Below are 24,178 nucleotides of genomic sequence, written 5' to 3'. Positions count from 1 at the left end.
TGCATCGTGACCTGCCACTTCACGATGCACACCATTCAATGGCTCGCCGCGGTCCGCCAGCGCGGGGATGGCCCCTTGTCCGGCAGCAGCACGGCCACTACGGCAGCCTGCTCCCCGCCTGCGCGGAGCTGGAGCGGTTCTTCTTCCTGGACGACGCGGACCGGGAGAAGGTGCAGGCGAAGCGGCGGTATTCGTGCAGGTCCCAGCCGGTGCCCGGCCCGGCATGCGCGGTGTGCTGGTCGAGCAGCGCGCGGGCCTGGCCGTAGGAGAGGCGGGCTAGGCCGGTGTCTGGGCAGACGTCCCGGGCTGAGAGCATCTTGCCGGGTACGGGGCGGCGGTGGGTGACGAACACCGGCCCGCGGGTGCGGCCCTTGAGCAGGCGCGGCAGCAGCCGGGCGGTACCGGCGTCCCAGAACACCGTCTCCAGCACGTAGTCGGCGCGAACCGTGCCGCGCCGGCGCACCTTGGGCTTGGCACCCTTGGACTTCACCGGGGCCCGTCGGCCGGCCAGGTCAAGGTCCTCGATGTTGACGTCCAGGATTTCCTCGGAGCGGGCGCAGGTCTCGTAGAGCATCCGCCACAGGGTCTTCTCCCGGAGGTGGACGTCGCGGCGGGCGATCAGCCGGTCGATCGCCATCTTCGAGCGCACCGGGGTGTCGGAGTCCGGCGGCGGAAGCCGCTTCGCCCAGGCCGGGACTGCCGGCCCGTCGTAGCCGCGCTCGGCGCACCAGCCGGTCCAGGAGAGGACCGCGCCGCGGCGGGCGTTCCAGGTGTTCACCGCCGAGCTGCCCCAGAGGAGTTCCAGCGCCCCGCCGATCTCGTCGTCCGCGACGGCGGCCAGCGGGCGGCCCTCGCCGAGGTGCTCGGCGGTCTTCCCGAGGGCGATGCCGTAGTTCCGGACGGTGTTCGGGTTGGTGAGCGAGTCGAGGAAGGCGTCGGCCGCCGTCCGGACGGTCAGCGCCTTCCCGGTCGGCAGCAGCGGGACGGGCACCGGATTCCCCTTGCCCCACAGATAACAGGGCCGCTTCGCGCAGCGGCCCGGCGACGTCGCCGCAGATCGTGATCGGCGATACCGCAGGTAATAGGGCGTTATCTGTGGAACGACTTCACGGACCGGCCGGTGCCGACGGACCATCAGCTGCCGACCAGCGGCGATCCGGGCTTAGCGCCGGCTTTCGTTCCGATGTTCCTCGACCCCCGAGCCCGGGGGCGCAGGCAGCGGAGCGAAGCCTCGTGGGGCCCGATGGCGGAGCCTCCTGCCCTGCCGAGCCGGGCGGACGGGCGTGCAAGCCGGGGGTGCAGGGGGCGCGGCCACGCGGGGGTCCAGGGCAGAACTCCGTTGGGGGACCTCCCGACTCACCGCGTCGGGTGGGCGGACGGACGAGCAAGCCCAGGGGCGCAGGGGGCGAAGCCCCCACCGGGGCCCCGGAGCGGAGCCCCGTGACAGGACCCACTCACCCCGAGCCGGGCGGGCGGGCGAAGGGGGCGCGGCCCGGCGCAGAGCCCCCGCCGGGGGCCGGGGGCGGAGCCCCGGGGCGGAACCCACTCACCCACCGAGCCGGGCGGGCGAAGGGGCCGGGGCCCGGGGTAGAGCCCCGCCAGGGCTCGGGGCGAAGCCCCGTGACGGAACCCTCCCCCCACCGAGCCGAGCGGGCGGACGCCCGAGCAAGCCCAGGGGCGCAGGGGGCGAAGCCCCCGCCGGGGCCCGGGGCGGAGCCCCGGGGCGGAACCCACTCACCCACCGAGTCGGGTGGGCGGGTGGGCGAAGGGGGCGGAGCCCCGGGGTGGGGTCCTCCCATCCACCGGGCCGGGTGGGTGGGTGGGACGGGCCAGGGACGCGGACGCGTCAGGCGGTCCGGGGGAACTCGTACGCCTCCACCTCGGCCAGACACCGCCGCCTGCGCTCCTCGTCGTCCTCCAGGAAGGAGGCGAGGAAGGAGTTGCGGGCCAGCTCGCGCAGCCGTTCCTCGGACAGACCGAGGACGCGGTGGACGGCGTCGAAGGTGTCGCCCGCGTACCCGCCGAAGTAGGCCGGGTCGTCGGAGTTGACCGTGCACAGCAGCCCCGCCTCCAGCATGGCGGGCAGCGGATGACCGGCGAGGGTGTCGACGGCGCGCAGCCGGACGTTGGACAGCGGGCACAGGGTCAGCGGGACCCGCTCGCGGACCAGCCGCCCGACCAGCGCGGGATCCTCCATGCAGCGCAGCCCGTGGTCGACGCGCTCGACGCCGAGCACGTCCAGCGCCTCGGTGATGTACTGCGGCGGCCCCTCCTCCCCCGCGTGCGCCACCCGCCGCAGACCGAGCGCGGCGGCCCGCTCGAACACCTCACGGAACTTCGCCGGCGGGTGCCCGACCTCGGCCGAGTCGAGCCCGATGCCGGTGATCCGATCCAGATACGGCCGGGCGGCCTCCAGGGTCTCCAGCGCGGACGCGGCGGACTCGTCGCGCAGGAAGCACAGGATCAGCCGGGTCGAGACGCCGTGCCGCTCCTCGCTGCGGCCCAGTGCCCGGCACAGCCCCTCGACGACCGTGCCCATGCCGATGCCGCGCGCCGCGTGCGCCTGCGGGTCGAAGAAGATCTCCGCGTGCCGGACGCCCTGCGCGGCGGCCCGCGCGAGATAGGCGTCGGCGAGGTCGGCGAAGTCCTGCTCGGTGCGCAGGACGGCCATCAGCTCGTAGTACAGGTTCAGGAAGGACTGGAGGTCCTGGAAGCGGTACGCCTCGCGCAGGGCCTCGGTGTCCGCGTAGGGCAGCGTCACACCGTTGCGCGCGGCCAGCTCGAAGGCCAGCTCGGGCTCCAGGGTGCCTTCGATATGGAGGTGCAGTTCAGCTTTGGGCAGGGGCATCAAAGAATCGTACGGCGCCTTCACCGACGTTTCGGAACCGGCACCCGGAGCAGATCATGGGCCACGGTCAGCTCGCCCTCGAACCCGGCGGCCCGCGCCTGCCGTTCGAACTCGGCGGGCTCGGAGTAGCGCTGGCTGAAGTGGGTGAGGACCAGGTGCCGTACGCCCGCGTCCCGGGCCAGGCGGGCGGCCTGCCCGGCGGTGAGGTGGCCGTGCTCGGTGGCGAGCGTCTCGTCCTCGTCGAGGAAGGTCGACTCGATCACCAGCAGATCGCAGTCCTCGGCCAGCTCCCGCGCCCCCTCGCACAGCCGGGTGTCCATGACGAACGCGAACCGCTGCCCGCGCCGCACCTCGCTCACCGCCTCCAGCGGCACCCCGCGCAGGGAGCCCTCGTGCTGGATCCGGCCCACGTCCGGGCCGGTGATGCCGTGCGCGGCGAGCCGGTCGGGCAGCATGCGGCGCCCGTCGGGTTCGACGAGCCGGTAGCCGTAGGACTCCACCGGGTGGGAGAGGCGGCGCGCTTCGAGGGTGTACGCCGCTGTCGTGGCGAGGACGCCGTCCGCGTCCACCGGGACCTCGGTGAGGGCGACCGTCTCGCGGTAGGCGGTGGCGTGCCGGAGCCGGTCGAAGAAGCGCTTGCCGGAGCGCGGGTAGTGCGCGGTGATCTCGTGCGGGACCCGGTCGAGGTTGATGCGCTGGATCACCCCGGCCAGGCCCAGGCTGTGGTCGCCGTGGAAGTGGGTGACGCAGATCCGGTTCAGGTCGTGGGCGGCGGCCCCGGCGCGCAGCATCTGCCGCTGGGTGCCCTCCCCCGGGTCGAACAGGATGCCCTCGCCGTCCCAGCGCAGCAGATAGCCGTTGTGGTTGCGGTGCCGGGTCGGGACCTGGCTGGCGGTGCCGAGGACGACGAGTTCGCGTACGGACATGACCGGTTGCCTAGCCGGGCGGCCACTGGAGGCCGCGGCCGCCGAGGACGTGCGCGTGGGCGTGCCAGACGGTCTGCCCGGCGCCCGCGCCGGTGTTGAAGACGGTGCGGTAGCTCTCCAGCTTCTCCTCGTCGGCGACGGCCCGCGTCTCGCGCAGCACGTCGGCGGCGAGTTCCGGGGCGCCGGCGGCGAGCGCGGCGGCGTCCTTGTAGTGCGCCTTGGGGATCACCAGGACGTGGGTGGGCGCCTGGGGGTTGATGTCGCGGAAGGCGACGGTCGTGTCCGTCTCGCGGACGACGGTCGCGGGGACCTGACCCGCGACGATCTTGCAGAACAGGCAGTCGTCCTGCGCTTCCCCTGCCATACGCGTGCGCTCCTTCGGGCCGGTGAGCTGGTACGGGGCATCGTAGTCGGTCGGCCGTGGGGAGCGCGGGCCGGTGCACGGGCCGGTGCACGGGCCGTCCGCGCTCCCCGCGGCGCGGATCGGTCCCCCGCGCTCCCCGCGGTGCGGGGTCAGTCCCCCTGTCCGGGCAGCGCGGGCGGGGTCTTGGCCGGGGTCGCCTCCAGCGCTTCGAGGGCCAGCCTGATCGCCTCGTCGAGCTGGGGGTCGCGGCCCGCCGCGTGGTCCTGCGGGCGCTGGAGGACCTCCACGTCCGGGTCCACGCCGTGGTTCTCCACGCCCCAGCCGTAACCCTCCAGCCAGAACGCGTACTTGGGCTGGGTGATCAGGGTGCCGTCGACCAGCCGGTAGCGGCTGTCGATGCCGATCACGCCGCCCCAGGTGCGGGTGCCGACGACCGGTCCGATGCCCAGCGCCTTGACGGCCGCGTTGACGATGTCGCCGTCCGAGCCGGAGAACTCGTTGGCGACGACGACGACCGGGCCGCGCGGGGCGTCGCGCGGATAGCTCTCCGCACGCATTCCGCGCGGCAGGTCCCAGCCGACGATCCGCCGGGCCAGCTTCTCCACCACCAGTTGGGAGGTGTGCCCGCCGCGGTTCTCGCGCACGTCCACCACCAGGCCCTCGCGGGCCACCTCGACGCGCAGGTCGCGGTGGATCTGCGCCCAGCCGGGCGCCTGCATGTCGGGCACGTGCAGATAGCCGAGCCGCCCGCCGGACCGCTCGTGGACGTAGGCCCGGCGGCCGGTCACCCAGGCGTGGTAGCGCAGCGGTTCCTCGTCGGCCAGGGGCACCACGACCGCGTGCCGTACGTCCCCGCCGCCGGCCGGTGAGATCGTCAGCTCGACGGGCTTCCCGGCGGTGCCGACCAGCAGCGGTCCGGGTCCGGCCACCGGGTCCACCGGACGGCCGGCGACCGCGACGACGGCGTCCCCCACGCGCACCGCGGCGCCGGGCGCGGCGAGCGGGCTGCGGGCGTGCGGGTCGGAGGTCTCCGAGGGCAGGATCCGGTCGACCCGCCAACTGCCGTCCTCGCGGCGGGAGATGTCCGCGCCGAGCAGCCCCTGCCGGGCGCCGTCGCCGAAGGAGCCGTAGGGGGTGACGTAGGCGTGCGAGGTGCCGAGTTCGCCGTGCACCTCCCACAGCAGGTCCACCAGGTCGTCGTGGGTGGCGACACGGTCCAGGACGGGCCGGTAGCGGTCCAGGACGCCGTCCCAGTCGACGCCGCTCATGTCGGCGCGCCAGAAGTGGTCCCGCATGACGCGGCCGGTCTCCTCGTACATCTGCCGCCACTCGGCGGCCGGTTCGACGTACTGCCGCACCCGGCCGAGGTCGACGGTGATGTTGGAGTCGCTGTCCTCGTCGCCGGAGGCGCGCCGGTCGCTGGGCACGACCCGGAGCTTGCCGTCCGACCACAGCAGGACGCGCTTGCCGTCGCCGCTGACCTCGAAGTGGTCGGCGTCGGCGGCCAGATGCTCCAGGCGCTGCTGGGCGAGGTCGTAGCGTTCCAGCTCGGTCTTGGGGTCGGGGTCGTCCGGGGTGGCGCGGGTGGCGCCGAGCACTCCGGTCACCGGGTGGCGCAGCCAGAGCACGCCGTCGCGGGCGGCCCGCAGATTGGAGTAGCGGGCGGCCTCGACCGGGAAGGGCACGATCCGGTCGGCGAGCCCTTCGAGGTCGATCCGGGTGGCCGGGGCGCCCTCGCTGTCCGGGGTCTCGTCCTTGTCGGCGGTCTCGAAGGGGCGGCCGTGGCGCTGCGGCCCGAACGGGGACGGGGTGGTCGCGGCCAGGGTGATCAGATGCGGGCGGGAACTCTCCACGAACGCCAGGTCGAAGACGTGTTCGTCGTAGACCGGGTCGAAGGAGCGGTGCGAGAGGAAGGCGAGGTGCTTGCCGTCCAGGGTGAACGCGGGCGCGTAGTCGTGGAAGCGCAGCGGGGTGGCCTCGGTGACCGACAGGTCGGTGGTGTTGGCCAGACGGAGCTGGCTGAGCGGGCTCGGGCCGGGGTGCGACCAGGCGAGCCAGGCGGAGTCGGGCGAGAAGGCGAGGCCGGTGACGTCGCCGTTGTCGCTGCGGTCGACCTCGCGGACCTCGCCGCTCTCGCGTTCGACGAGCAGCAGCCGCCCGTCGTGGGCGGCGACGGCGGCGCGGCTGCCGTCGGGGGCCATCGCCAGTTCCAGGACCCGGCCGAGCTGCCCGGCGGCCAGCCGGCGCGCGGTGGTGCCGGGCGCGAGGCCGGTGGCGGGCGCGAACTCCAGGGCGTCCTCGCCCTCGGCGTCGGTGACCCACACCGCCCACTCCTCGCCGTCGGCGCGGAAGGTGCGCGGCAGCCGGTTGCGCACGCCGGGCTCGGCGGCCAGCGCGCGGGCCGGGCCCGAGCGGTGGGTGACCCAGTGGACGGCGCCGCGCACCGAGACGGCGCTGCCGCGCGCGGTGTGGTCGGGGGCGGCGGACCCGAACCAGCGGGCGGCGTTGACCGGGTAGGGCTGGAGGTCGGTGCGCGGGCCGCCGAGCCGGATGTCCAGGCGGCGCGGTTCCGCCTCCTCCAGGTCGTCCAGGAGCCACAGTTCACCGGCGCTCGCGTAGACGACGCGGGTGCCGTCGGTGGCGGCGTGCCGGGCGTAGAAGCCGTCGGCGGGCGTGTGGCGGCGCAGGTCGGAGCCGTCGGCAAGGGAGGAGTACAGCGCGCCGGTGCCCTCGTGGTCGGAGAGGAACGCGATCCTGTCGCCCACCCACAGCGGGTACTCGATGTTGCCGTCCAGGTCCGCGAGCAGCCGGACGAACTCGCCGGTGTCCTCGGGGTCGATCCACAGCTTCCCGGCCGTGCCGCCCCGGTACCGCTTCCACCAGGCCGCCTCGCGGCCCATGGGCGCGGACAGCAGCACGGTGTGCGGCCCGTACGCGACGTCGCCGACCGGGCCGTAGGGCAGGACGGCGGCCTCGGAGCCGTCCAGCGGGACGGCGCGGGCCCAGCTGCGGCGCAGGCTGGCCTGGCCCTGGGTGCTGATCGCGAGGACCTCGCCGCCGGGGGTCCAGCCGCGTACCTGGGTGCGCCAACTGCCCCAGTGGGTCAGGCGGGTGGCGGGGCCGCCGGTGACGGACGCGGCATGCACCTCGGGGGCGCCGTCGCGGGTGGAGGTCCAGGCGACGGTGGCGCCGTCGGGCGAGATGCGCGGGTGGTTCACCGGCACGTTGTCGGCGCTGACCCGCCAGGCCCGGCCGCCGTCCAGCGGCGCGAGCCACACGTCGTCCTCGGCGGTGAAGGCGACCAACTCCCCGTGCAGGTGCGGAAAGCGGAGATACGCGGACGGTACGGTCGATGCAGACGATGCTGACTGAGTCACCCGGTCACCCTACGCAGCGCCCGCGGTCCCGGACAGGGGGACGGATCACTTCGCCGATCACTTCCCCGGGTCTCCCCGGGTCCGCGTGTCCCGGCACGGCGGGCCCCGGCGCCGCTACTTGCCCCGGACGGGCGGGCATCCGGGATCGGTGCCGCACCACACCGTGCGGGTGACGGTGACCGTGACCGTCGGCCCCGGCTGCCGGGGCGCGGGCGGCCGGTAGGTGGTCGGCAGGCGGGTGGGCGGCCGGTACGTGGACGGCCGGTACGTGGGGACGGTGGTCGCGCGGCAGTCGCCGAGGCCGTCGGTGTGGAAGAGCACCTTGCCGTCCGCCTTCGCGGTCAGGTCCCCGCGCACGCAGGCGCCGTCGACGGTTCCGTCGACCTGCCCGGTGACGGTGATCTTCCGGTTGTCCTTCGTACGGCCCTGGCAGTCGACGGAGGCGAGCACGGACCGGGACGCGGCGGGCGAGGGGCCGCTCTGCCGGTCCGGCGTGGACGCCTTGCCGTCGTCCCGGGAGCGGGCGGTGCAGCTGAACCAGCTCACGGAGACATGCCGCCGGTTCAGCTCGGCGGTGGCCGTGCGGTCGGTCGTGTACGACACCGCCGTGGTGCTCAGGCCGCCGCCGGGGTCGCAGGCGGCCAGGCCGCCCACCGCGGCGGCCACGAGCGCCGCCGCGGCCATCGTCCGCCGCCCGCGCGGCAGGTGCCGGATCCGCCTCGATAGCCGCATACCCGGCAGAATGCCACCGGCCCGGCCCCGGCGGTAGAGCGCATACGGCCACGCGCGCGCCGTGCGCGCCCGCGCACGGCGCGCAGCGCGGGACACGGCGCACGGCGCAGGACACGGTGCACGGCGCAGGCGTCGCGCACGGTCAGGAGCGCAGCAGCAGCCACTCCTGCAACTCCACGACGTTGCCCTCCGGGTCCTTGAGGTGGGCGACGCGCATCCGGTCGCCCATCGGCGCCGGGCCGTGGGCCAGTTGGGCGCCGCGGGCGGTGAGCTGCGCGCAGTAGGCGTCCAGGTCGTCCACGCGCAGCACCACCAGCGAGCGGTGCCCGGTCGCGGTCTCCCCCAGCTCCCCCAGCACCTCGGCCATCATCGCCCGGTCCTGGAGGGCGATGCCCGCCGAACCGGTGGCCGGGCTGAACTTCTCGTACGGGCCCTGCTCGGCGCCCGACTGCGGCTTGAGGCCGAGCACGTCGGCGTAGAAGCGGTAGCAGGCGGCGAAGTCGGTGACGAGCAGCCGGACCTGGGCGAGTTCCACGGTCATGTCCCCCTGTGCGGTCGGTGACCGCGGACTCAGGACCAGCGGCCCGTACGCCCCATCAGCAGGGCCGCCGCCGCGGTCCCCGCGGTCGATGTACGCAGCACCGTACGCCCGAGGACGCAGATCCGCGCGCCCGCCTCCGCGAAGAGCGCCAGCTCCTCGGGGGACACGCCGCCCTCGGGGCCCACGATCAGCACGATCTCGCCGGTGGCGGGGAGGTCGGCGGTGGCCAGCGGGTCGTGGCCGCTCTCGTGCAGGACGGCGGCGAAGTCGGCCCCGGCGACGAGCGCGGCGACCTGCTTGGCGGTGGCGGCGTCCGCGACCTCGGGAAAGCGGACCCGGCGGGACTGCTTGCCCGCCTCGCGGGCGGTCGCCCGCCACTTGCCGAGCGCCTTCAGGCCCCGCTCGCCCCGCCACTGGGTGATGCAGCGCGAGGCGGCCCAGGGCACGATCGCGTCGACGCCGACCTCCGTCATGGTCTCCACGGCCAGTTCGCCGCGGTCGCCCTTGGGCAGGGCCTGGACGACGGTGATCCGGGGCGAGGGCGCGGGCTCCTCGGTCACCTCGTCCAGCCGGACGACGAGCCGGTCCTTGCCCTCGGCCGCGGTGACCTCGCCCTCGGCCCGGCGGCCGGTGCCGTCGGTGAGCACCACCCGCTCGCCGGGCTGGAGCCGCTTCACCGAGACGGCGTGCCGCCCCTCGGGGCCGTCCAGCACGAACTCCCCGCGGGCACCGGCCAGTCCGTCGGCCACGAACACCGGTGCGGTCATCGCGGGTCGCCTCCGGTCCGCGGTCGGGCGGACAACGCGCTGTGGGCGGCGTCCAGTTCGGCCGCCAGGACCTGGACGAGTTCCCCGGCGGGCAGGGCGCGGGCCTGGCGGTGGCCCTGTCCGGCCCACAGCGCCATGCCCTGCGGGTCACCGGCCTGCGCCGCCGCCTTGCGCAGCGGGGACGCCAGGTGGTGGACCTGCGGGTAGGCGGCCGGGGCGTAGGGGCCGTGTTCGCGCATGAAGCGGTTGACCAGGCCGCGGGCGGGCCGTCCGGAGAAGGCGCGGGTCAGTTCCGTGTGCGGGAACAGCGGGTCGGTCAGGGCCTGCTTGTGCAGGGCGTGCGCCCCGGACTCGGGGGTGGCGAGGAAGGCCGTGCCGAGCTGGGCGGCGCTCGCGCCGGCGGCCAGGACGGCGGCGATCTGGCTGCCGCGCATGATGCCGCCCGCGGCGATGACCGGCAGGTCCACCGCCTCGCTGACCTGTGCGACCAGGGAGAGCACGCCGATGCCCGCGCCGTCGTTCTCCGGCTGGTCGCGGTGGGTGCCCTGGTGGCCGCCCGCCTCCACGCCCTGGGCGATCACCGCGTCCGCGCCGGACCGGCCCACGGCCAGCGCCTCGTCGACGGTGGTCGCGGTGACCAGGACGTAGGTGCCGACGCGGTGCAGGGAGTCGACGACCTCACGGGTGGGGGCGCCGAAGTGGAAGGAGACCACGGGGACCGGGTCGTCCAGCAGGACGGCGAGTTTCACGTCGTAGCCGTCGTCGTGCCCGCACTCGGGGTCGCCCAGCTCCGTCTCGTACCAGGTGGCCTCGCCCGCCAGTTGCTGGGCGTAGAGGTCGACGGCGCCGGACTCCGCGAGGTCGGGCTGGGGCATGAAGACATTGACGCCGAAGGGGCGGCCGGTCAGCCCGCGCACCTGCTTGATCTCCTGGTACATGCCGTCCGCCGTCTTGTAGCCGGCGGCCAGGAAGCCCAGTCCGCCGGCCTCGGAGACCGCGGCGGCCAACTGCGGCCCGGAGGGGCCGCCCGCCATCGGGGCCTGCACGATCGGCCGAGGGAAGAGATCGGTCAGCGCGGACAATGCGGAGGACATGACCGCATGGTGTCACGTCCGCGGCACGCCGCCGCATCCGGGCGTCCTCTGGCATATGCCAAAGGCAGCCACCGATGCCGGTGGCTGCCCTGGGGAGCGCTTCCCCGCCCGGTCGCGGCCGGGCGGGGACGCTCAGCGTCCGTTGAACGCGTCCTTCAGCCGCGAGAACAGGCCCTGCTGGCCGGGCTGGAACTGCCCCTGAGGGCGCTCCTCGCCGCGCAGCCCGGCCAGTTCCCGCAGCAGGCGCTCCTGCTCGGGGTCGAGCTTGGTCGGCGTCTGCACCTCGACGTGCACGATGAGGTCGCCCCGGCCGCCGCCGCGCAGATGCGTGACGCCCCGGTCGTGCAGCGGGATCGACTGCCCGGACTGGGTGCCCGGCCGGATGTCGACCTCCTCCAGGCCGTCCAGCGTCTCCAGCGGCACCTTGGTGCCCAGGGCCGCCGCCGTCATCGGCAGGGTGACCGTGCAGTGCAGGTCGTCGCCGCGCCGCTGGAAGGCGGCGTGCGGCAGCTCGTGGATCTCGACGTAGAGGTCACCGGCCGGGCCGCCGCCGGGGCCGACCTCGCCCTCGCCCGCGAGCTGGATGCGGGTGCCGTTGTCCACACCGGCCGGGATCTTCACCGTCAGGGTGCGGCGGGCGCGGATGCGGCCGTCGCCCGCGCACTCCGGGCACGGGGTGGGCACGACGGTGCCGAAGCCCTGGCACTGCGGGCAGGGCCGCGAGGTCATGACCTGGCCCAGGAAGGACCGGGTGACCTGCGAGACCTCACCGCGGCCGCGGCACATGTCGCAGGTCTGGGCGGTGGTGCCCGGGGCCGCGCCCTCGCCGCTGCACGTGGTGCAGACGACGGCGGTGTCGACCTGGATGTCCTTCGTGGTGCCGAAGGCCGCCTCGTCCAGCTCGACCTCCAGCCGGATCATGGCGTCCTGGCCGCGGCGCGTGCGCGAGCGCGGTCCGCGCTGCGAGGCCGTGCCGAAGAACGCGTCCATGATGTCGGAGAAGTTGCCGAAGGAACCGGCGCCGAAGCCGCCCGCACCGGCCCCGCCGGACTGCGAGAGGGGATCCCCGCCGAGGTCGTAGACCTGCTTCTTCTGCGGGTCCGACAGCACCTCGTAGGCGGCGTTGATCTCCTTGAACCGCTCCTGGGTCTTCGGATCGGGGTTGACGTCCGGGTGCAGCTCGCGCGCGAGCCGCCGGAACGCCTTCTTGATCTCATCCTGCGACGCGTCGCGGCGCACGCCGAGAACGGCGTAGTAGTCCGTGGCCACTTACGACTCCGCCAGGATCTGTCCGACGTACCGTGCCACTGCGCGTACCGCTCCCATCGTTCCCGGGTAGTCCATGCGGGTCGGTCCGACCACGCCGAGCTTGGCCACTGCCTCGCCGCCCGAACCGTAGCCGACCGACACGATGGACGTGGAGTTGAGTCCTTCGTGGGCGTTCTCGTGACCGATGCGCACGGTCATGCCCTGGTCCTGTGTCTCACCGAGCAGCTTCAGCAGGACGACCTGCTCCTCCAGCGCCTCCAGCACGGGCCGGATGGTGAGGGGGAAGTCGTGCCCGAAGCGGGTGAGGTTGGCGGTGCCGCCGATCATCAGCCGCTCCTCGTTCTCCTCGACGAGGGTCTCCAGGAGGGTGGACAGCACGGTGGCGACCGTGCCCCGGTCCTCCAGGTCGAACCCGTCGGGGAGGTCCTCGACCAGCTGCGGCACGTCCGCGAAGCGGCGGCCCGCGACCCGGCTGTTCAGCCGCGCCCGCAGGTCCGCGAGGGACGTCTCGCCGAAGGGCGCCGGGCAGTCGATCATCCGCTGCTCGACCCGGCCGGTGTCCGTGATCAGCACGAGCATCACGCGCGCGGGTGCGAGCGCGAGCAGTTCCACGTGCCGCACGGTCGAGCGGGTCAGCGACGGGTACTGCACCACGGCGACCTGCCGGGTCAGCTGCGCCAGCAGCCGCACCGTGCGGGCCACCACGTCGTCGAGGTCGACGGCGCCGTCGAGGAAGTTCTGGATGGCACGCCGCTCGGGCGCGGTCATCGGCTTGACCCCGGCCAGCTTGTCGACGAAGAGGCGGTACCCCTTGTCGGTGGGGATCCGGCCCGCGCTGGTGTGCGGCTGGGCGATGAAGCCCTCGTCCTCCAGGGCCGCCATGTCGTTGCGGACCGTGGCCGGTGAGACGCCGAGGTTGTGCCGCTCGGTGAGGGCCTTGGAGCCCACCGGCTCCTCGGTGCCGACGTAGTCCTGGACGATGGCGCGCAGCACCTGAAGCCGTCGCTCGCTGAGCATCGCGCACACCTCCAGAGTCGTCCCTCGGCTTCCGCCTGGCACTCGGCGCATACGAGTGCCAGCATTCCCCGGCCCAGTGTACGGCCGTGGGGTACGCCGGGGGCAAGACTGGTCCAGGTGACCGGTCCGGGGAAGGCTAGCGTTCCGGTATGACCGTGACTTGGGAAGAGCTCGGGTGGGAGCGGCTGGCGGACGGCGTGGGGCGGGTGCGGCTCCCGGAGTGGGACTGCACGGTCGGGCTGGTCGCCGGAGCCGGGGCGGCGCTGATGGTGGACGCGGGCTCCTGCCTGGCCGAGGGCGCTCGGCTGCGCGCGCGGGCGCGCGAGCTGACCGGCGGCGATGTGACACATCTCGCGCTGACGCACCCCCACTTCGACCATGTGCTCGGGGCGGCGGCGTTCGACGGCGCCGAGATCCTCGCCGCCGAGGGGGCCCGCACGGTGCTCGGCGACGCGCGCGGGCGCGCGGAGCTGCGCGAGGACGCGGTGCGCCAGGGGCTCGACGCGGGGGCGGCCGAGGAGGCCGCCGCGGCCCTCCCGGTCCCCGGCCGCGAGGTCCGCGGGCGGCTGGCCCTGCCGCTGGGCGGCGGCCGGGAGGCGGTACTGGCGGACCTGGGCGCCGCGCACAGCACGCACGACCTGGCGGTGCTGGTGCCGGTGCCGGGCGGACGGCCGGTGGTCTTCTGCGGCGACCTGGTCGAGGAGTCCGGCGAGCCGCAGGCGGGCCCGGACGCGGCGCCGTCCCGCTGGCCCGCCGCGCTGGACCGGCTCCTCGTGCTGGGCGGCGAGGACGCGCTCTACGTCCCCGGGCACGGCGCGGTGGTCGACGCCGCCTTCGTCCGGGCCCAGCGCGACGCGCTGGCCGACCGCTTCGGCGTGTCGCGCTGAACGCGGCCCCGGATCTCCCTATCGTCACTCGAATGCGCCAGTACTCCGCCGACCTCACCCCGCCCTGGAAGAAGCCGCGGGCCGTGCCCGAGGCGGCGGCCGAGCCGGGGCTCGTGGTCGAGGAACCGGCGACCGGATTCTGCGGGGCGGTGATCCGCTGCGAGGCGGGCACGGTGACCCTGGAGGACCGCTTCGGCAAGCACCGCGTCTTCCCGCTCCAGCCCGGGGGCTTCCTGCTGGAGGGCCGCCCGGTGACGCTGGTGCGGCCCGCCTCGGGTCCGGTACGCCCCACCCGCACCGCCTCCGGTTCGGTCGCCGTCCCCGGCGCACGCGCGCGCGTGGCCCGCGCCGGGCGCATCTACGTGGAGGGGCGGCACGACGCCGAGCTGGTCGAGAAGGTGTGGGGCGACGACCTGCGCGTCGAGGGCGTCGTCGTGGAGTACCTGGAGGGCGTGGACGACCTGCCCGCCGTCGTCGAGGAGTTCGCTCCCGGCCCGGACGCCCGCCTCGGCGTGCTCGTGGACCATCTCGTCCCGGGCAGCAAGGAGTGGCGGATCGCCGAGGCGGTCACCAGTGAGCACGCGCTCGTCGTCGGGCACCCGTACATCGACGTCTGGGAGGCCGTGAAGCCGTCCTCGCTGGGCATCGAGGCGTGGCCCCGGATCCCGCGCGGCCAGGACTGGAAGACCGGGGTCTGCCGCGCCCTGGGCTGGCCGGACCACACAGGCGCGGCCTGGCAGCAGATCCTCTCCCGGGTGCGGTCGTACAAGGATCTGGAGCCGGAGCTGCTGGGGCGGGTCGAGCAACTGATCGATTTCGTGACGGAGCCGGCGTAGAGCCGCCCGGCCGGCCCGGGTCGCTCAGTCCACCAGGTCCCGCACCACCGCGTCCGCCAGCAGGCGGCCGCGCAGGGTGAGCGCCGCGCGCCCGGCGTCGTACGGCTCCCGCTGGAGCAGGCCGTCCGACAGCGCCCGGCGGGCGGCCGCGAGGCCCGCCTCGCGCAGCAGGTCCAGCGGTACGCCCTCGCGCAGCCGCAGCTCCAGCAGGATCCGCTCCACCCGGCGGTCCTCCTCGGTGAGGAGTTCGCGCCCGGCGCCCGGGGAGCGCCCCTGGGCGAGGGCCGCCGCGTACGCGCCGGGGTGCTTGACGTTCCACCAGCGCACGCCGCCCACATGGCTGTGCGCGCCGGGGCCCGCGCCCCACCAGTCCGCGCCGCGCCAGTACAGCTCGTTGTGCAGGCAGCGGGCGGCCCGGGAGGTCGCCCAGTTGGACACCTCGTACCACTCGAAACCCGCGGCCGACAGCGTCTCCTCGGCGATCAGATAGCGGTCGGCGTGCACGTCGTCGTCGGTCATGGGGACCTCGCCGCGCCGGATCCGGCGGGCCAGCTGGGTGCCCTCCTCGACGATGAGCGCGTAGGCGGAGACATGGTCGGGGCCCGCGCCGAGGGCCGCGTCCAGGGAGGCACGCCAGTCGTCGTCGGACTCGCCGGGCGTGCCGTAGATCAAATCGAGGTTGACATGCTCGAAACCGGCGGCGCGGGCCTCGGCGACACACGCCTCGGGGCGGCCGGGCGTGTGGGTGCGGTCGAGGATCTTCAGCACATGCTGCCGGGCGCTCTGCATGCCGAAGGAGATCCGGTTGAAGCCGCCCTCCCGCAGGGCCGCCAGATACGCCGGGCCGACCGACTCGGGGTTGGCCTCCGTGGTGATCTCCGCGTCGGGCGCGAGACCGAACTCGTCCCGGATCGCGGCCAGCATCCGGACCAGGTCACCGGCGGCGAGCAGGGTGGGCGTACCGCCGCCGACGAAGACCGTGCGGACCGGGCGCGGGTCGTCGCCGAGGACCTTGCGGGCGAGCCGGACCTCGTCGACGAGGGTCTCGGCGTAGTTGTCGCGGGAGGCGAGGACACCGCCGGTGCCGCGCAGCTCGGTGGCGGTGTAGGTGTTGAAGTCGCAGTAGCCGCAGCGGGTGGCGCAGTACGGGACGTGCAGATAGAACCCGAGCGGCCGGTCTGCGGCGCCGGTGAGCGCGGAGGCGGGCAGCGCGCCGTCGACGGGGACGGGCTCGCCGTCGGGGAGTGCGGAAGGCATGCCTTCCATTGTCCGGCATCGGACCGGTGGACCGGACGCGACGGGAGTCGGCCGGGAGGCCGGGAGGCGTGGGCGGCCGGGAGGCCGGGAGGCCGGGAGGCGTGGGCGGCCGGTGGGCCGGTGGGCCTGGGCAGGAACGGGGTTCCGTCGGCCGCCCGGGGGCGCGACCGGCTCGCGTCCGGCTCGCGACCGGCGGGCGTCGCCGGGGCACGCTGGTGCTGGCCTGCCGACCTGCCGACCTGCCGACCTGCCGACCTGAGCATGAGGGGTGTGCCGCCTGCCGTAGGGAGCACGACCGGCGTCGGCTCGGGGAGGGCGGGCCGACGCCAGGCCATGCCCCGGACGGTGGGCCGACACCGACGATGGGGCCCGGTCCACTGGTCGAACGTCGCCCGTGCTCCGGTCGGCGGGCCGGACGCCGGATGCTTCCGGACGGCAGGCTCTGGGCTGGTCACGCTCCAGTCGTCGGGCGGGGCACCGGCCGCGGCCCCGAGCGGCGACCGTACGCCGGTCACGGGCCCGGCCCGGCCGTGCGCGGGCCGTCCGCTCTCCGGGCAGCGGGGCACGCACGGCGCTCACACGGTCGGGCCGACACCGACAGCCGGTGCCCCGTCCTGGCGCCTGCCTCCCACTGCCCGGCGTACGCCCGGCATCGGCCGCGCACCGAGAGCACGCACGGCACTCGCACGGCCGGGCCGGGGCCTGCCCGTGACCGGCGGGCCTGCCGCCTGGTGGCGCGACCGGTGCTGGTCAGCAGCCAGGGCCGATCGGCGCCCCGCCGACTGTCCGCAGCGGGCCCGGCCCCCGGTTCGCCACCCGGAGGGCATGAACGGCACTCGCACGGCCGGACCGGGGCACGACCGGCAACCGGCGTGCCGCTCGCCGACCGGCAGTCGCGGGGCGTGACCGGTGTTTCTCCGGCCGCCGGAGGCCCGTCACTGGGCCTGGAGCACCAGCAGGGCCAGGTCGTCCTCGGGAGGGGACTCGCCGAAGCCGTGGACGAGGTCGCGGATGCGGTCGGCGATCAGGTCGGCGTCCAGGCCCGCGCAGTCGGCGAGGGCGGCGGCGAGGCCGTCGCCGTCGTCGAGCTGGCGGGAGCCGGAGCGGCGCTCGGTCACCCCGTCGGTGACGCAGAGCAGGGAGTCGCCGGGGGCCAGCTCGAAGCTGTCGCAGAGGTACGTCTCGTCCTCGATGACGCCGAGCAGGGTCTGCGGGTGCGCGACCGTGCGGACGTCGCCGCCCCGGGTGAGCAGCAGCGGCAGCGGGTGCCCGGCGCAGGCGAGGGTGCAGCGGACACCGCCCTCGAAGGGGGCCAGCTCGCCGTAGAGGAGGGACAGGAAGCGGGTCTGCGGCGCGTCGCCGGGGGCGACGGGACCGGCCAGGGCGCGCGCGGCGGCGTCGGCGGCCTCGGTGGCGTCGTCCAGGAGGAGCTGGTTGAGGCGGTCCAGGACGTCGGGGACGCCGTAGCCCTCGCGGGCCAGCAGCCGCAGCCAGGGCCGGGCGAGCCCGATCACCACGGCGGCCTCCGGGCCCTTGCCCTGGACGTCGCCGACGGCGAAGCACCAGCGGCCGTCGCCCGCCGGGAAGAGGTCGTAGAAGTCGCCGCTCGGGCCGCCCTGGTCGCACGGCTCGTAGACGAGGGCGCTGCGCAGCCCCGGGATCTCGGCGACCGCGCCGGGCAGCAGTCCGCGCTGGAGGACGGCGCTGATGGTGGCCTGCCGGGCGTACTGGCGGGCCGCGCCGATGCCGAGCGCGACCCGGCGGCTGAGGTCCTCCACCAGGCCGGTGATCTCGTCGGGGAAGCGGGGCAGTCCGGCCCGGCCGATGACGAGGGTGCCCAGCGGGCGGCCCCCGGCGACCAGCCGGTAGGCGAGCGCGGCGCCGTCCGTCTCGCGCGGGCCCAGGGCCGCCCCGGGCCACGGATAGAGGACGGGACCGGAGCCCGGCGCGTCGTCCGCGGGCCGGGGCGGGTCCTTCTCCAGGGCCAGGCGCAGTTGCTCCAGGTGGTTCTCGCTGCCGTGCCAGACGCGCGCGAGGCGGCCGCCGGGCGCGCCGGTGCCGTCGCCCCACAGGCCGCCGCGCGCCGTTGCCTCGTCCTCCAGCCACACCGCGCACCAGTCGGCCAGGCGCGGCACGACGAGCTGTCCGGTGAGCGAGGCGACGAGGTCCTCGTCGAGCTGCCCGGCGAGCAGGTCGGACGCCTCGGCGAGGAAGGACAGGGCGCCGCGGCCCAGCCACTCGCGGTCGCGTTCGGCGCGCTGCGGTTCGGGCGCGAGGATCTCGGCGACACCGAGGCAGGGTCCGGCGCCCGGCCCGGCGGCGGCGCCGTCCTCGTCCGGCTGCCGCTCGTCGGCGGAGAGCCGCGCCCACACCGTCTTGGCGCCGGTCCGGTAGGTGATGCCCCACTCCTGCGCGAGCGCGGCGACCAGCCGCAGGCCGCGGCCGTACTCCGGGGGCTCGTACGCCGTCTCCTGGCCGTGGCCGCGGGGGGCGCGCGAGGGGTGCCGGTCGGTGACCTCCACCACGCACGCGCCGGTGTCGGGCTCCCGGCGGCAGCTCAGCTCGGCCTGGGTGCCCGCGTGCACGACGGCGTTGGTGACCAGCTCGCTGACGACGACCAGGATCTCGTCGGCCAGCCGCTCCGGGACGGCGAGGCCGAGATCGCGCCATTTCGTGAACGCGGTGCGTACCAGCGCGCGGGCGGAGCCGGGTGCCACCGGGCTGCCGGGCAGGGTCGCGCACACCTCCCCGGCCGCCGCCGCGCCCCGGCGTGCGCCCGGCTCACCGGCGCGGAACCCCGTCTCCCGCTGCGTCGGAATGGCCCCCATCTACAGCTCCCCGAGCAATCGGACGAAAGGTCGGTCATCGCCGCCAGGGTGACAGACCGACCACGCTCCGAAGCACCGGGTTACCGAAGTGGACCGCCCCACGCGAGAACTCCGCCGGGGAGCGCACGGACCCGAACGTTTCCGGCCACTTCGGGACCGTTCCGAGGGGGCACAGGCGATCCGGGGCGTCCGGCCGCGACCCGCGCGGCCGGGGGAGCCGTGCGGGCGGGGCGGTGGGGCGGCGGGGCGGTCAGGTCTCCCGGGTCCCCGCGTACATGTCGTCGATCAGATGCTTGTACGACCGCTCCACCACCGGCCGCTTGAGCTTGAGGGACGGGGTGATCTCGCCGTGCTCGACGTCGAGGTCGCGCGGGAGCAGGCGGAACTTCTTGATGGTCTGCCAGCGCTGGAGACCTTCGTTGAGCTGCCGGACGTAGCCGTCGATCAGCTCCACGGTCTGCGGGGCGGCGACGACCTCGGCGTAGGAGCGGCCGCGCAGGCCGTGCTCCGCGGCCCATTCGAGGATGGCGGGCTCGTCCAGCGAGATGAGGGCGGTGCAGAAGTTCCGGTCGGCGCCGTGGACGAGGATGTTCGAGACGTACGGGCAGACCGCCTTGAACTGGCCCTCGACCTCGGCGGGCGCGATGTACTTGCCGCCGGAGGTCTTGATGAGGTCCTTCTTGCGGTCGGTGATGCGCAGATAGCCGTCCGGGGACAGCTCGCCGATGTCACCGGTGTGGAACCAGCCGTCGGACTCCAGCACCTCTTCGGTCTTCTCGGGCAGCTTGTGGTAGCCCTGCATGATGCCGGGGCCGCGCAGCAGGACCTCTCCGTCGGCGGCGATCCGCACCTCGGTGCCGGGCAGCGGCTTGCCGACGGTGCCGGTGCGGTACGCCTCGCCCGGGTTGACGAAGGAGGCCGCGGAGGACTCGGTGAGGCCGTAGCCCTCCAGGATGTGGATGCCCGCGCCGGAGAAGAAGTAGCCGATCTCCGGGGCGAGGGCGGCGCTGCCGGAGATGCAGGCGCGCAGCCGCCCGCCGAACGCGTCGCGGATCTTGGCGTAGACGAGCGCGTCGGCGACCTTGTGCCGGGCGGCCAGCGCGAACGGCGCCGTGTGCACACCGGTGCGCTTGAAGTTGTCCTGGGTGACCTTGCCGTACTCGCGGGCGACCTCGGCGGCCCACTGGAAGATCTTGTACTTGGCGTTGCCGCCGGCGCGGGCCTTGGCGGCGACACCGTTGTAGACCTTCTCGAAGATGCGCGGCACGGCGGCCATGTAGGTCGGCCGGACCACCGGGAGGTTCTCGATGATCTTGTCGACGCGGCCGTCGACGGCGGTGACGTGCCCCAGCTCGATCTGCCCGGAGGTGAGCACCTTGCCGAAGACATGGGCGAGCGGCAGCCACAGGTACTGCACGTCGTCGGGGCCGAGCAGACCGGTGGAGGCGATGGCCTTGGCCATGTACGACCAGTTGTCGTGCGGCAGGCGGACCCCCTTGGGGCGGCCGGTGGTGCCGGAGGTGTAGATGAGGGTGGCGAGCTGGTCCTTGGTGATCGCGCCGACCCGCTCCTTGATCAGCTCCGGGTGCTTCTCCAGGTAGGCGGCGCCGCGCTCCTCCAGCTCGGCCAGGGTCAGCACCCACTCGCCGCTCTCCACGCCCGCCGGGTCGATCACGACGACATGGTGCAGGTCGGGCAGCTCGGCGCGCCGGTCCGCCGCCTTGGCCAGCTGCTCGGCGTTCTCCGCGATCAGCACCCGGCTCTCGGAGTCGGAGAGGATGAAGGCGGACTCGTCGGCGTTGGTCTGCGGGTAGACCGTGGTGGTGGCCGCGCCCGCGCACATGATGCCGAGGTCGGCGAGCAGCCACTCCACGCGCGTGGACGAGGCGAGCGCGACGCGCTCCTCGGGCCGTACGCCCAGTTCGATGAGGCCGGCGGCGATGGCGTGCACCCGCTCGGCGGCCTGCGCCCAGCTCAGCGAGCGCCATTCGTCGGGGCCCTCGCCCGAGGACGGTGGCACGGGGTAGCGGTAGGCCTCGGCGTCCGGTGTGGCCGCCACGCGCTCCAGGAAGAGGGCCGCCACGGACGGCGGACGGTTCTCGATCAGGGTCTGTGCGTCGCTCACGACATCCTCCGGGGCCCGCGGCAGTGCGGCGGCTGGCTCAGGTGCGGCTGGGTTGACTCACGGGTGGTGGCTGGGCTGGCTGGTCCGGCCGGCGGCGCCGGCTTGTTTAACTCACGAGTAACTAGCGAGCAGGCATCAGGGTAGAGGGCGACCGGCCACCGCGTAAGGGGCTGTGGCCTGAGACTTCCCACAGAGCGCTACCACGCGCATGCGCAGGGGCCCGCCGCACTTTCGTGCGACGGGCCCCTTTTCACCCGGTTCCGCGCCCGGTCCGCCGCCGCGGCGGCGGGACCCGGCGGGCCGCTGCGGTCACTTCTTGCTCTTGGCCGCCGCCCCGCTGTCGTCGCTGGAGAGCACCGCGATGAACGCCTCCTGGGGAACCTCCACGGAACCCACCATCTTCATGCGCTTCTTGCCCTCCTTCTGCTTCTCCAGCAGCTTGCGCTTACGCGAGATGTCACCGCCGTAGCACTTGGCGAGGACGTCCTTGCGGATGGCGCGGATGGTCTCGCGGGCGATCACACGCGACCCGATGGCGGCCTGGACGGGCACCTCGAAGTTCTGCCGCGGGATCAGCTCGCGCAGCTTGGCGACGAGCCGCACGCCGTACGCGTACGCCTGGTCCTTGTGGGTGATCGCGGAGAACGCGTCCACCTTGTCGCCGTGCAGCAGGATGTCGACCTTGACCAGGGAGCTGCTCTGCTCGCCGGTGGGCTCGTAGTCCAGGGAGGCGTAGCCGCGCGTCTTGGACTTCAGCTGGTCGAAGAAGTCGAAGACGATCTCCGCGAGCGGGAGGGTGTAGCGGATCTCGACCCGGTCCTCGGAGAGGTAGTCCATGCCGAGCAGGGTGCCGCGCCGGGTCTGGCACAGCTCCATGATCGCGCCGATGAACTCGGTGGGCGCGAGGATCGTGGCGCGCACGACCGGCTCGTACACCTCCGCGATCTTCCCCTCGGGGAACTCGCTCGGGTTGGTGACGGTGATCTCGCTGTCGTCCTCCATGATCACGCGGTAGACCACGTTGGGGGCGGTGGCGATCAGGTCGAGGCCGAACTCGCGCTCCAGGCGCTCGCGGATCACGTCCAGGTGCAGCAGGCCGAGGAAGCCGACGCGGAAGCCGAAGCCGAGCGCGGCGGAGGTCTCCGGCTCGTAGACCAGCGCGGCGTCGTTGAGCTGGAGCTTGTCCAGCGCCTCGCGCAGCTCCGGGTAGTCCGAGCCGTCCAGCGGGTACAGGCCGGAGAAGACCATCGGCTTGGGGTCCTTGTACCCGCCGAGGGCCTCGGTGGCGCCCTTGTGCTGGCTGGTGACGGTGTCACCGACCTTGGACTGGCGGACGTCCTTCACCCCGGTGATGAGATAGCCCACCTCGCCGACGCCCAGGCCGTCGGCCGGCAGCATCTCCGGGGAGTTGGTGCCGATCTCCAGCAGCTCGTGGGTGGCGCCGGTGGACATCATCCGGATCCGCTCGCGCTTGTTGAGCTGGCCGTCGATGACTCGGACGTACGTCACCACGCCCCGGTAGGAGTCGTAGACCGAGTCGAAGATCATCGCGCGGGCCGGGGCGTCCTTGACGCCGACCGGGGCGGGGATGCGCTCGACCGCCCGGTCGAGCAGCGCCTCCACGCCGAGGCCCGTCTTGGCGGAGACCTTCAGCACGTCGTCCGGGTCGCAGCCGACCAGGTTCGCCAGCTCCTCGGCGAACTTCTCCGGCTGCGCGGCCGGCAGGTCGATCTTGTTGAGGACCGGGATGATCGTGAGGTCGTTCTCCATCGCCAGATAGAGGTTGGCGAGGGTCTGCGCCTCGATGCCCTGGGCCGCGTCGACCAGGAGGATCGTCCCCTCGCAGGCGGCGAGCGAGCGGGAGACCTCGTAGGTGAAGTCGACGTGCCCCGGCGTGTCGATCATGTTGAGGATGTGCGTGTTGCCGGGGTCGTGGGTCGGCGCCCACGGCAGTCGCACCGCCTGGGACTTGATCGTGATGCCGCGCTCGCGCTCGATGTCCATGCGGTCGAGGTACTGAGCGCGCATCTGCCGCTGCTCGACCACACCGGTGAGCTGGAGCATCCGGTCGGCGAGAGTGGACTTGCCGTGGTCGATGTGCGCGATGATGCAGAAGTTGCGGATCAGCGCCGGGTCGGTACGGCTCGGCTCGGGCACATGGCTGGGGGTCGCGGGCACGCAGGGTCCTGATTCTTGAGGCGTCCGCATACGTGTGCTTGTCCGTCTGCGGTCTCGGGTCGGATCGATACGTAGTCTTTCCATGGTCCCATGTCCGGCGCCGACCGGGGAGCGGCGACCGGTTTGGGCCGCGGAACGGGGCGCTGGTAACGTGGGGGGCTGTGTCTCATGCCCTCTCAGCGCGAGGCACACCGGAAAATTTTCGAAAGAGAAGGCTCATTCGTGGCGAACATCAAGTCCCAGATCAAGCGGATCAAGACCAACGAGAAGGCCCGGCTGCGCAACAAGGCCGTCAAGTCCTCCCTGAAGACCGCGATCCGCAAGGCCCGCGAGGCCGCTGCCGCGGGTGACGTCGAGAAGGCCACCGAGTACCAGCGCGCTGCCGCGCGTCAGCTCGACAAGGCCGTCTCGAAGGGCGTCATCCACAAGAACCAGGCCGCCAACAAGAAGTCGGCGCTGGCCATCAAGGTCGCGACCCTCAAGGGCTGAACTCCCTGACTTGACGCCGGACGGACCCGGGCGGGCCCTCTCTCATCCGCCCCCGGACGGCACCCAGAGCCTGTGCGCGGCCTGCGTTCGCCACGCGGGCATGGGCTCACCAGCATGACCGAAGGCCCCGGCCGCCTCCCTTCCCCAGGGAACGCGTCCGGGGCCTTCGGTGTGCCCCCGTAGGTTCGGGTGTCACCGTGTACGGGGTGTCACCGTGCACAGGGGGCCGGCCGTGGGAGCTGGGCCGCCATCCGTCTGCCGAGCCGGCCCCTCACATGATCTTCTTCTCCTCGGTGACCATCACGGCCACCGATCCCATGTCGATGAACCGTGCTTCGTCGGGGTTGACCAGTGTCCGGTAGTTCTCGGAGGCGAAGAAGGCGTCGTGATCCTCCCAGTTCTCGAACCAGATCTCCGTCAGGCCGTCGTAGGCCCGGGGCGGATAGTTCTCGGCGGGGACCGGGTGGGACACGGTGTACTTGCGCACATAGCGCTCCGCCTCCGGGATGGAGGTGAACAGCGGCGCGTGCCGGTTCCGGTGGTGGTCGACGAAACGCTCGTACGACATACCCTCGACGCGGTTGATCATGAAGATGAGCTTCAGCATGGAGTCAACCTAAAAGCTCACATCAATGTGAGGGGC

19 protein-coding genes are annotated in these 24,178 nt (G+C 73.6%); 3 read left to right on the top strand and 16 right to left on the bottom strand.

What is annotated here, in order from left to right; genetic code table 11:
* Positions 1-97 precede the first annotated feature (97 nt).
* The 11 genes from ACWDYF_RS03950 to hrcA all read right to left on the bottom strand — a co-directional run bounded on the left by ACWDYF_RS03950 (position 98) and on the right by hrcA (position 12,935).
* On the bottom strand, positions 98-991 hold the full coding sequence (locus ACWDYF_RS03950) for a site-specific integrase (RefSeq protein ID WP_389467310.1): 894 nt from the start codon (positions 989-991) through the stop codon (positions 98-100).
* Positions 992-1,846: 855 nt separating this feature from the next.
* Entirely contained in the window at positions 1,847-2,848 is a 1,002-nt protein-coding gene (locus tag ACWDYF_RS03945; RefSeq protein ID WP_389467313.1) for an adenosine deaminase, read from the bottom strand.
* A gap of 20 nt (positions 2,849-2,868) precedes the next feature.
* A complete protein-coding gene (locus ACWDYF_RS03940; RefSeq protein ID WP_389467316.1) occupies positions 2,869-3,774 on the bottom strand; it encodes a ribonuclease Z in 906 nt (301 codons plus the stop codon).
* Positions 3,775-3,784: 10 nt separating this feature from the next.
* Positions 3,785-4,138 (bottom strand): histidine triad nucleotide-binding protein, encoded by a 354-nt coding sequence (locus ACWDYF_RS03935; RefSeq protein WP_064533096.1) that lies wholly within the window; start codon positions 4,136-4,138, stop codon positions 3,785-3,787.
* Positions 4,139-4,287: 149 nt separating this feature from the next.
* Positions 4,288-7,515 carry a S41 family peptidase gene (locus ACWDYF_RS03930; RefSeq protein ID WP_389467320.1) on the bottom strand — a complete coding sequence of 1,076 codons (3,228 nt, stop codon included), beginning with the start codon at positions 7,513-7,515 and terminating at the stop codon, positions 4,288-4,290.
* Positions 7,516-7,629: 114 nt separating this feature from the next.
* A complete protein-coding gene (locus ACWDYF_RS03925) occupies positions 7,630-8,247 on the bottom strand; it encodes a hypothetical protein (protein WP_389467322.1) in 618 nt (205 codons plus the stop codon).
* 142 nt (positions 8,248-8,389) lie between these two features.
* Positions 8,390-8,782, bottom strand: a complete 393-nt coding sequence (locus ACWDYF_RS03920; RefSeq protein ID WP_037893880.1) for a VOC family protein — start codon at positions 8,780-8,782, stop codon at positions 8,390-8,392.
* A gap of 35 nt (positions 8,783-8,817) precedes the next feature.
* Entirely contained in the window at positions 8,818-9,555 is a 738-nt protein-coding gene (locus ACWDYF_RS03915) for a 16S rRNA (uracil(1498)-N(3))-methyltransferase (RefSeq protein ID WP_018570768.1), read from the bottom strand.
* Positions 9,552-10,649, bottom strand: a complete 1,098-nt coding sequence (locus tag ACWDYF_RS03910; RefSeq protein WP_389467325.1) for a nitronate monooxygenase — start codon at positions 10,647-10,649, stop codon at positions 9,552-9,554. Before ACWDYF_RS03910 ends, ACWDYF_RS03915 begins: the two co-directional genes overlap by 4 nt.
* 132 nt (positions 10,650-10,781) lie before the next feature.
* Complete coding sequence (gene dnaJ / locus ACWDYF_RS03905; RefSeq protein ID WP_381743213.1) at positions 10,782-11,918, bottom strand: molecular chaperone DnaJ; 1,137 nt, start codon at positions 11,916-11,918, stop codon at positions 10,782-10,784.
* Positions 11,919-12,935: a heat-inducible transcriptional repressor HrcA gene (hrcA, locus tag ACWDYF_RS03900; RefSeq protein WP_018570771.1), complete on the bottom strand. Its 1,017-nt coding sequence runs from the start codon at positions 12,933-12,935 to the stop codon at positions 11,919-11,921.
* A 149-nt stretch (positions 12,936-13,084) separates the two neighbouring features.
* On the opposite strand from hrcA, the gene ACWDYF_RS03895 reads away from it, so the two are divergent.
* Both ACWDYF_RS03895 and ACWDYF_RS03890 read left to right on the top strand, forming a co-directional pair.
* Positions 13,085-13,822, top strand: coding sequence for an MBL fold metallo-hydrolase (locus ACWDYF_RS03895; RefSeq protein WP_389467330.1), 738 nt, complete (start codon positions 13,085-13,087; stop codon positions 13,820-13,822).
* Positions 13,823-13,854: 32 nt separating this feature from the next.
* A complete protein-coding gene (locus ACWDYF_RS03890) occupies positions 13,855-14,658 on the top strand; it encodes a DUF3097 domain-containing protein (RefSeq protein WP_381743211.1) in 804 nt (267 codons plus the stop codon).
* Positions 14,659-14,682: 24 nt separating this feature from the next.
* On the opposite strand, the gene hemW is transcribed toward ACWDYF_RS03890, so the two are convergent.
* From hemW to lepA, 4 genes are all read right to left on the bottom strand, one after another.
* Positions 14,683-15,915 carry a radical SAM family heme chaperone HemW gene (gene hemW / locus ACWDYF_RS03885; RefSeq protein WP_389467334.1) on the bottom strand — a complete coding sequence of 411 codons (1,233 nt, stop codon included), beginning with the start codon at positions 15,913-15,915 and terminating at the stop codon, positions 14,683-14,685.
* Positions 15,916-16,850: 935 nt separating this feature from the next.
* Positions 16,851-18,743, bottom strand: a complete 1,893-nt coding sequence (locus ACWDYF_RS03880) for a SpoIIE family protein phosphatase (RefSeq protein ID WP_389467337.1) — start codon at positions 18,741-18,743, stop codon at positions 16,851-16,853.
* Positions 18,744-18,993: 250 nt separating this feature from the next.
* Positions 18,994-20,868: an AMP-dependent synthetase/ligase gene (locus ACWDYF_RS03875; RefSeq protein ID WP_381743206.1), complete on the bottom strand. Its 1,875-nt coding sequence runs from the start codon at positions 20,866-20,868 to the stop codon at positions 18,994-18,996.
* Between the two features lie 309 nt (positions 20,869-21,177).
* Positions 21,178-23,046, bottom strand: a complete 1,869-nt coding sequence (gene lepA / locus ACWDYF_RS03870; RefSeq protein ID WP_018570777.1) for a translation elongation factor 4 — start codon at positions 23,044-23,046, stop codon at positions 21,178-21,180.
* Between the two features lie 222 nt (positions 23,047-23,268).
* Between lepA and rpsT the strand changes: the two genes are divergently transcribed.
* Positions 23,269-23,535, top strand: a complete 267-nt coding sequence (rpsT, locus tag ACWDYF_RS03865; protein ID WP_381743205.1) for a 30S ribosomal protein S20 — start codon at positions 23,269-23,271, stop codon at positions 23,533-23,535.
* Between the two features lie 271 nt (positions 23,536-23,806).
* Here the strand turns inward: rpsT and ACWDYF_RS03860 are convergent, their stop codons facing one another.
* On the bottom strand, positions 23,807-24,142 hold the full coding sequence (locus ACWDYF_RS03860) for an EthD domain-containing protein (protein WP_389467347.1): 336 nt from the start codon (positions 24,140-24,142) through the stop codon (positions 23,807-23,809).
* Positions 24,143-24,178 lie beyond the last annotated feature (36 nt).

Source organism: Streptomyces sp. NPDC003284, assembly GCF_053589675.1.
This window is presented reverse-complemented; position numbering and strand designations above follow the sequence as displayed.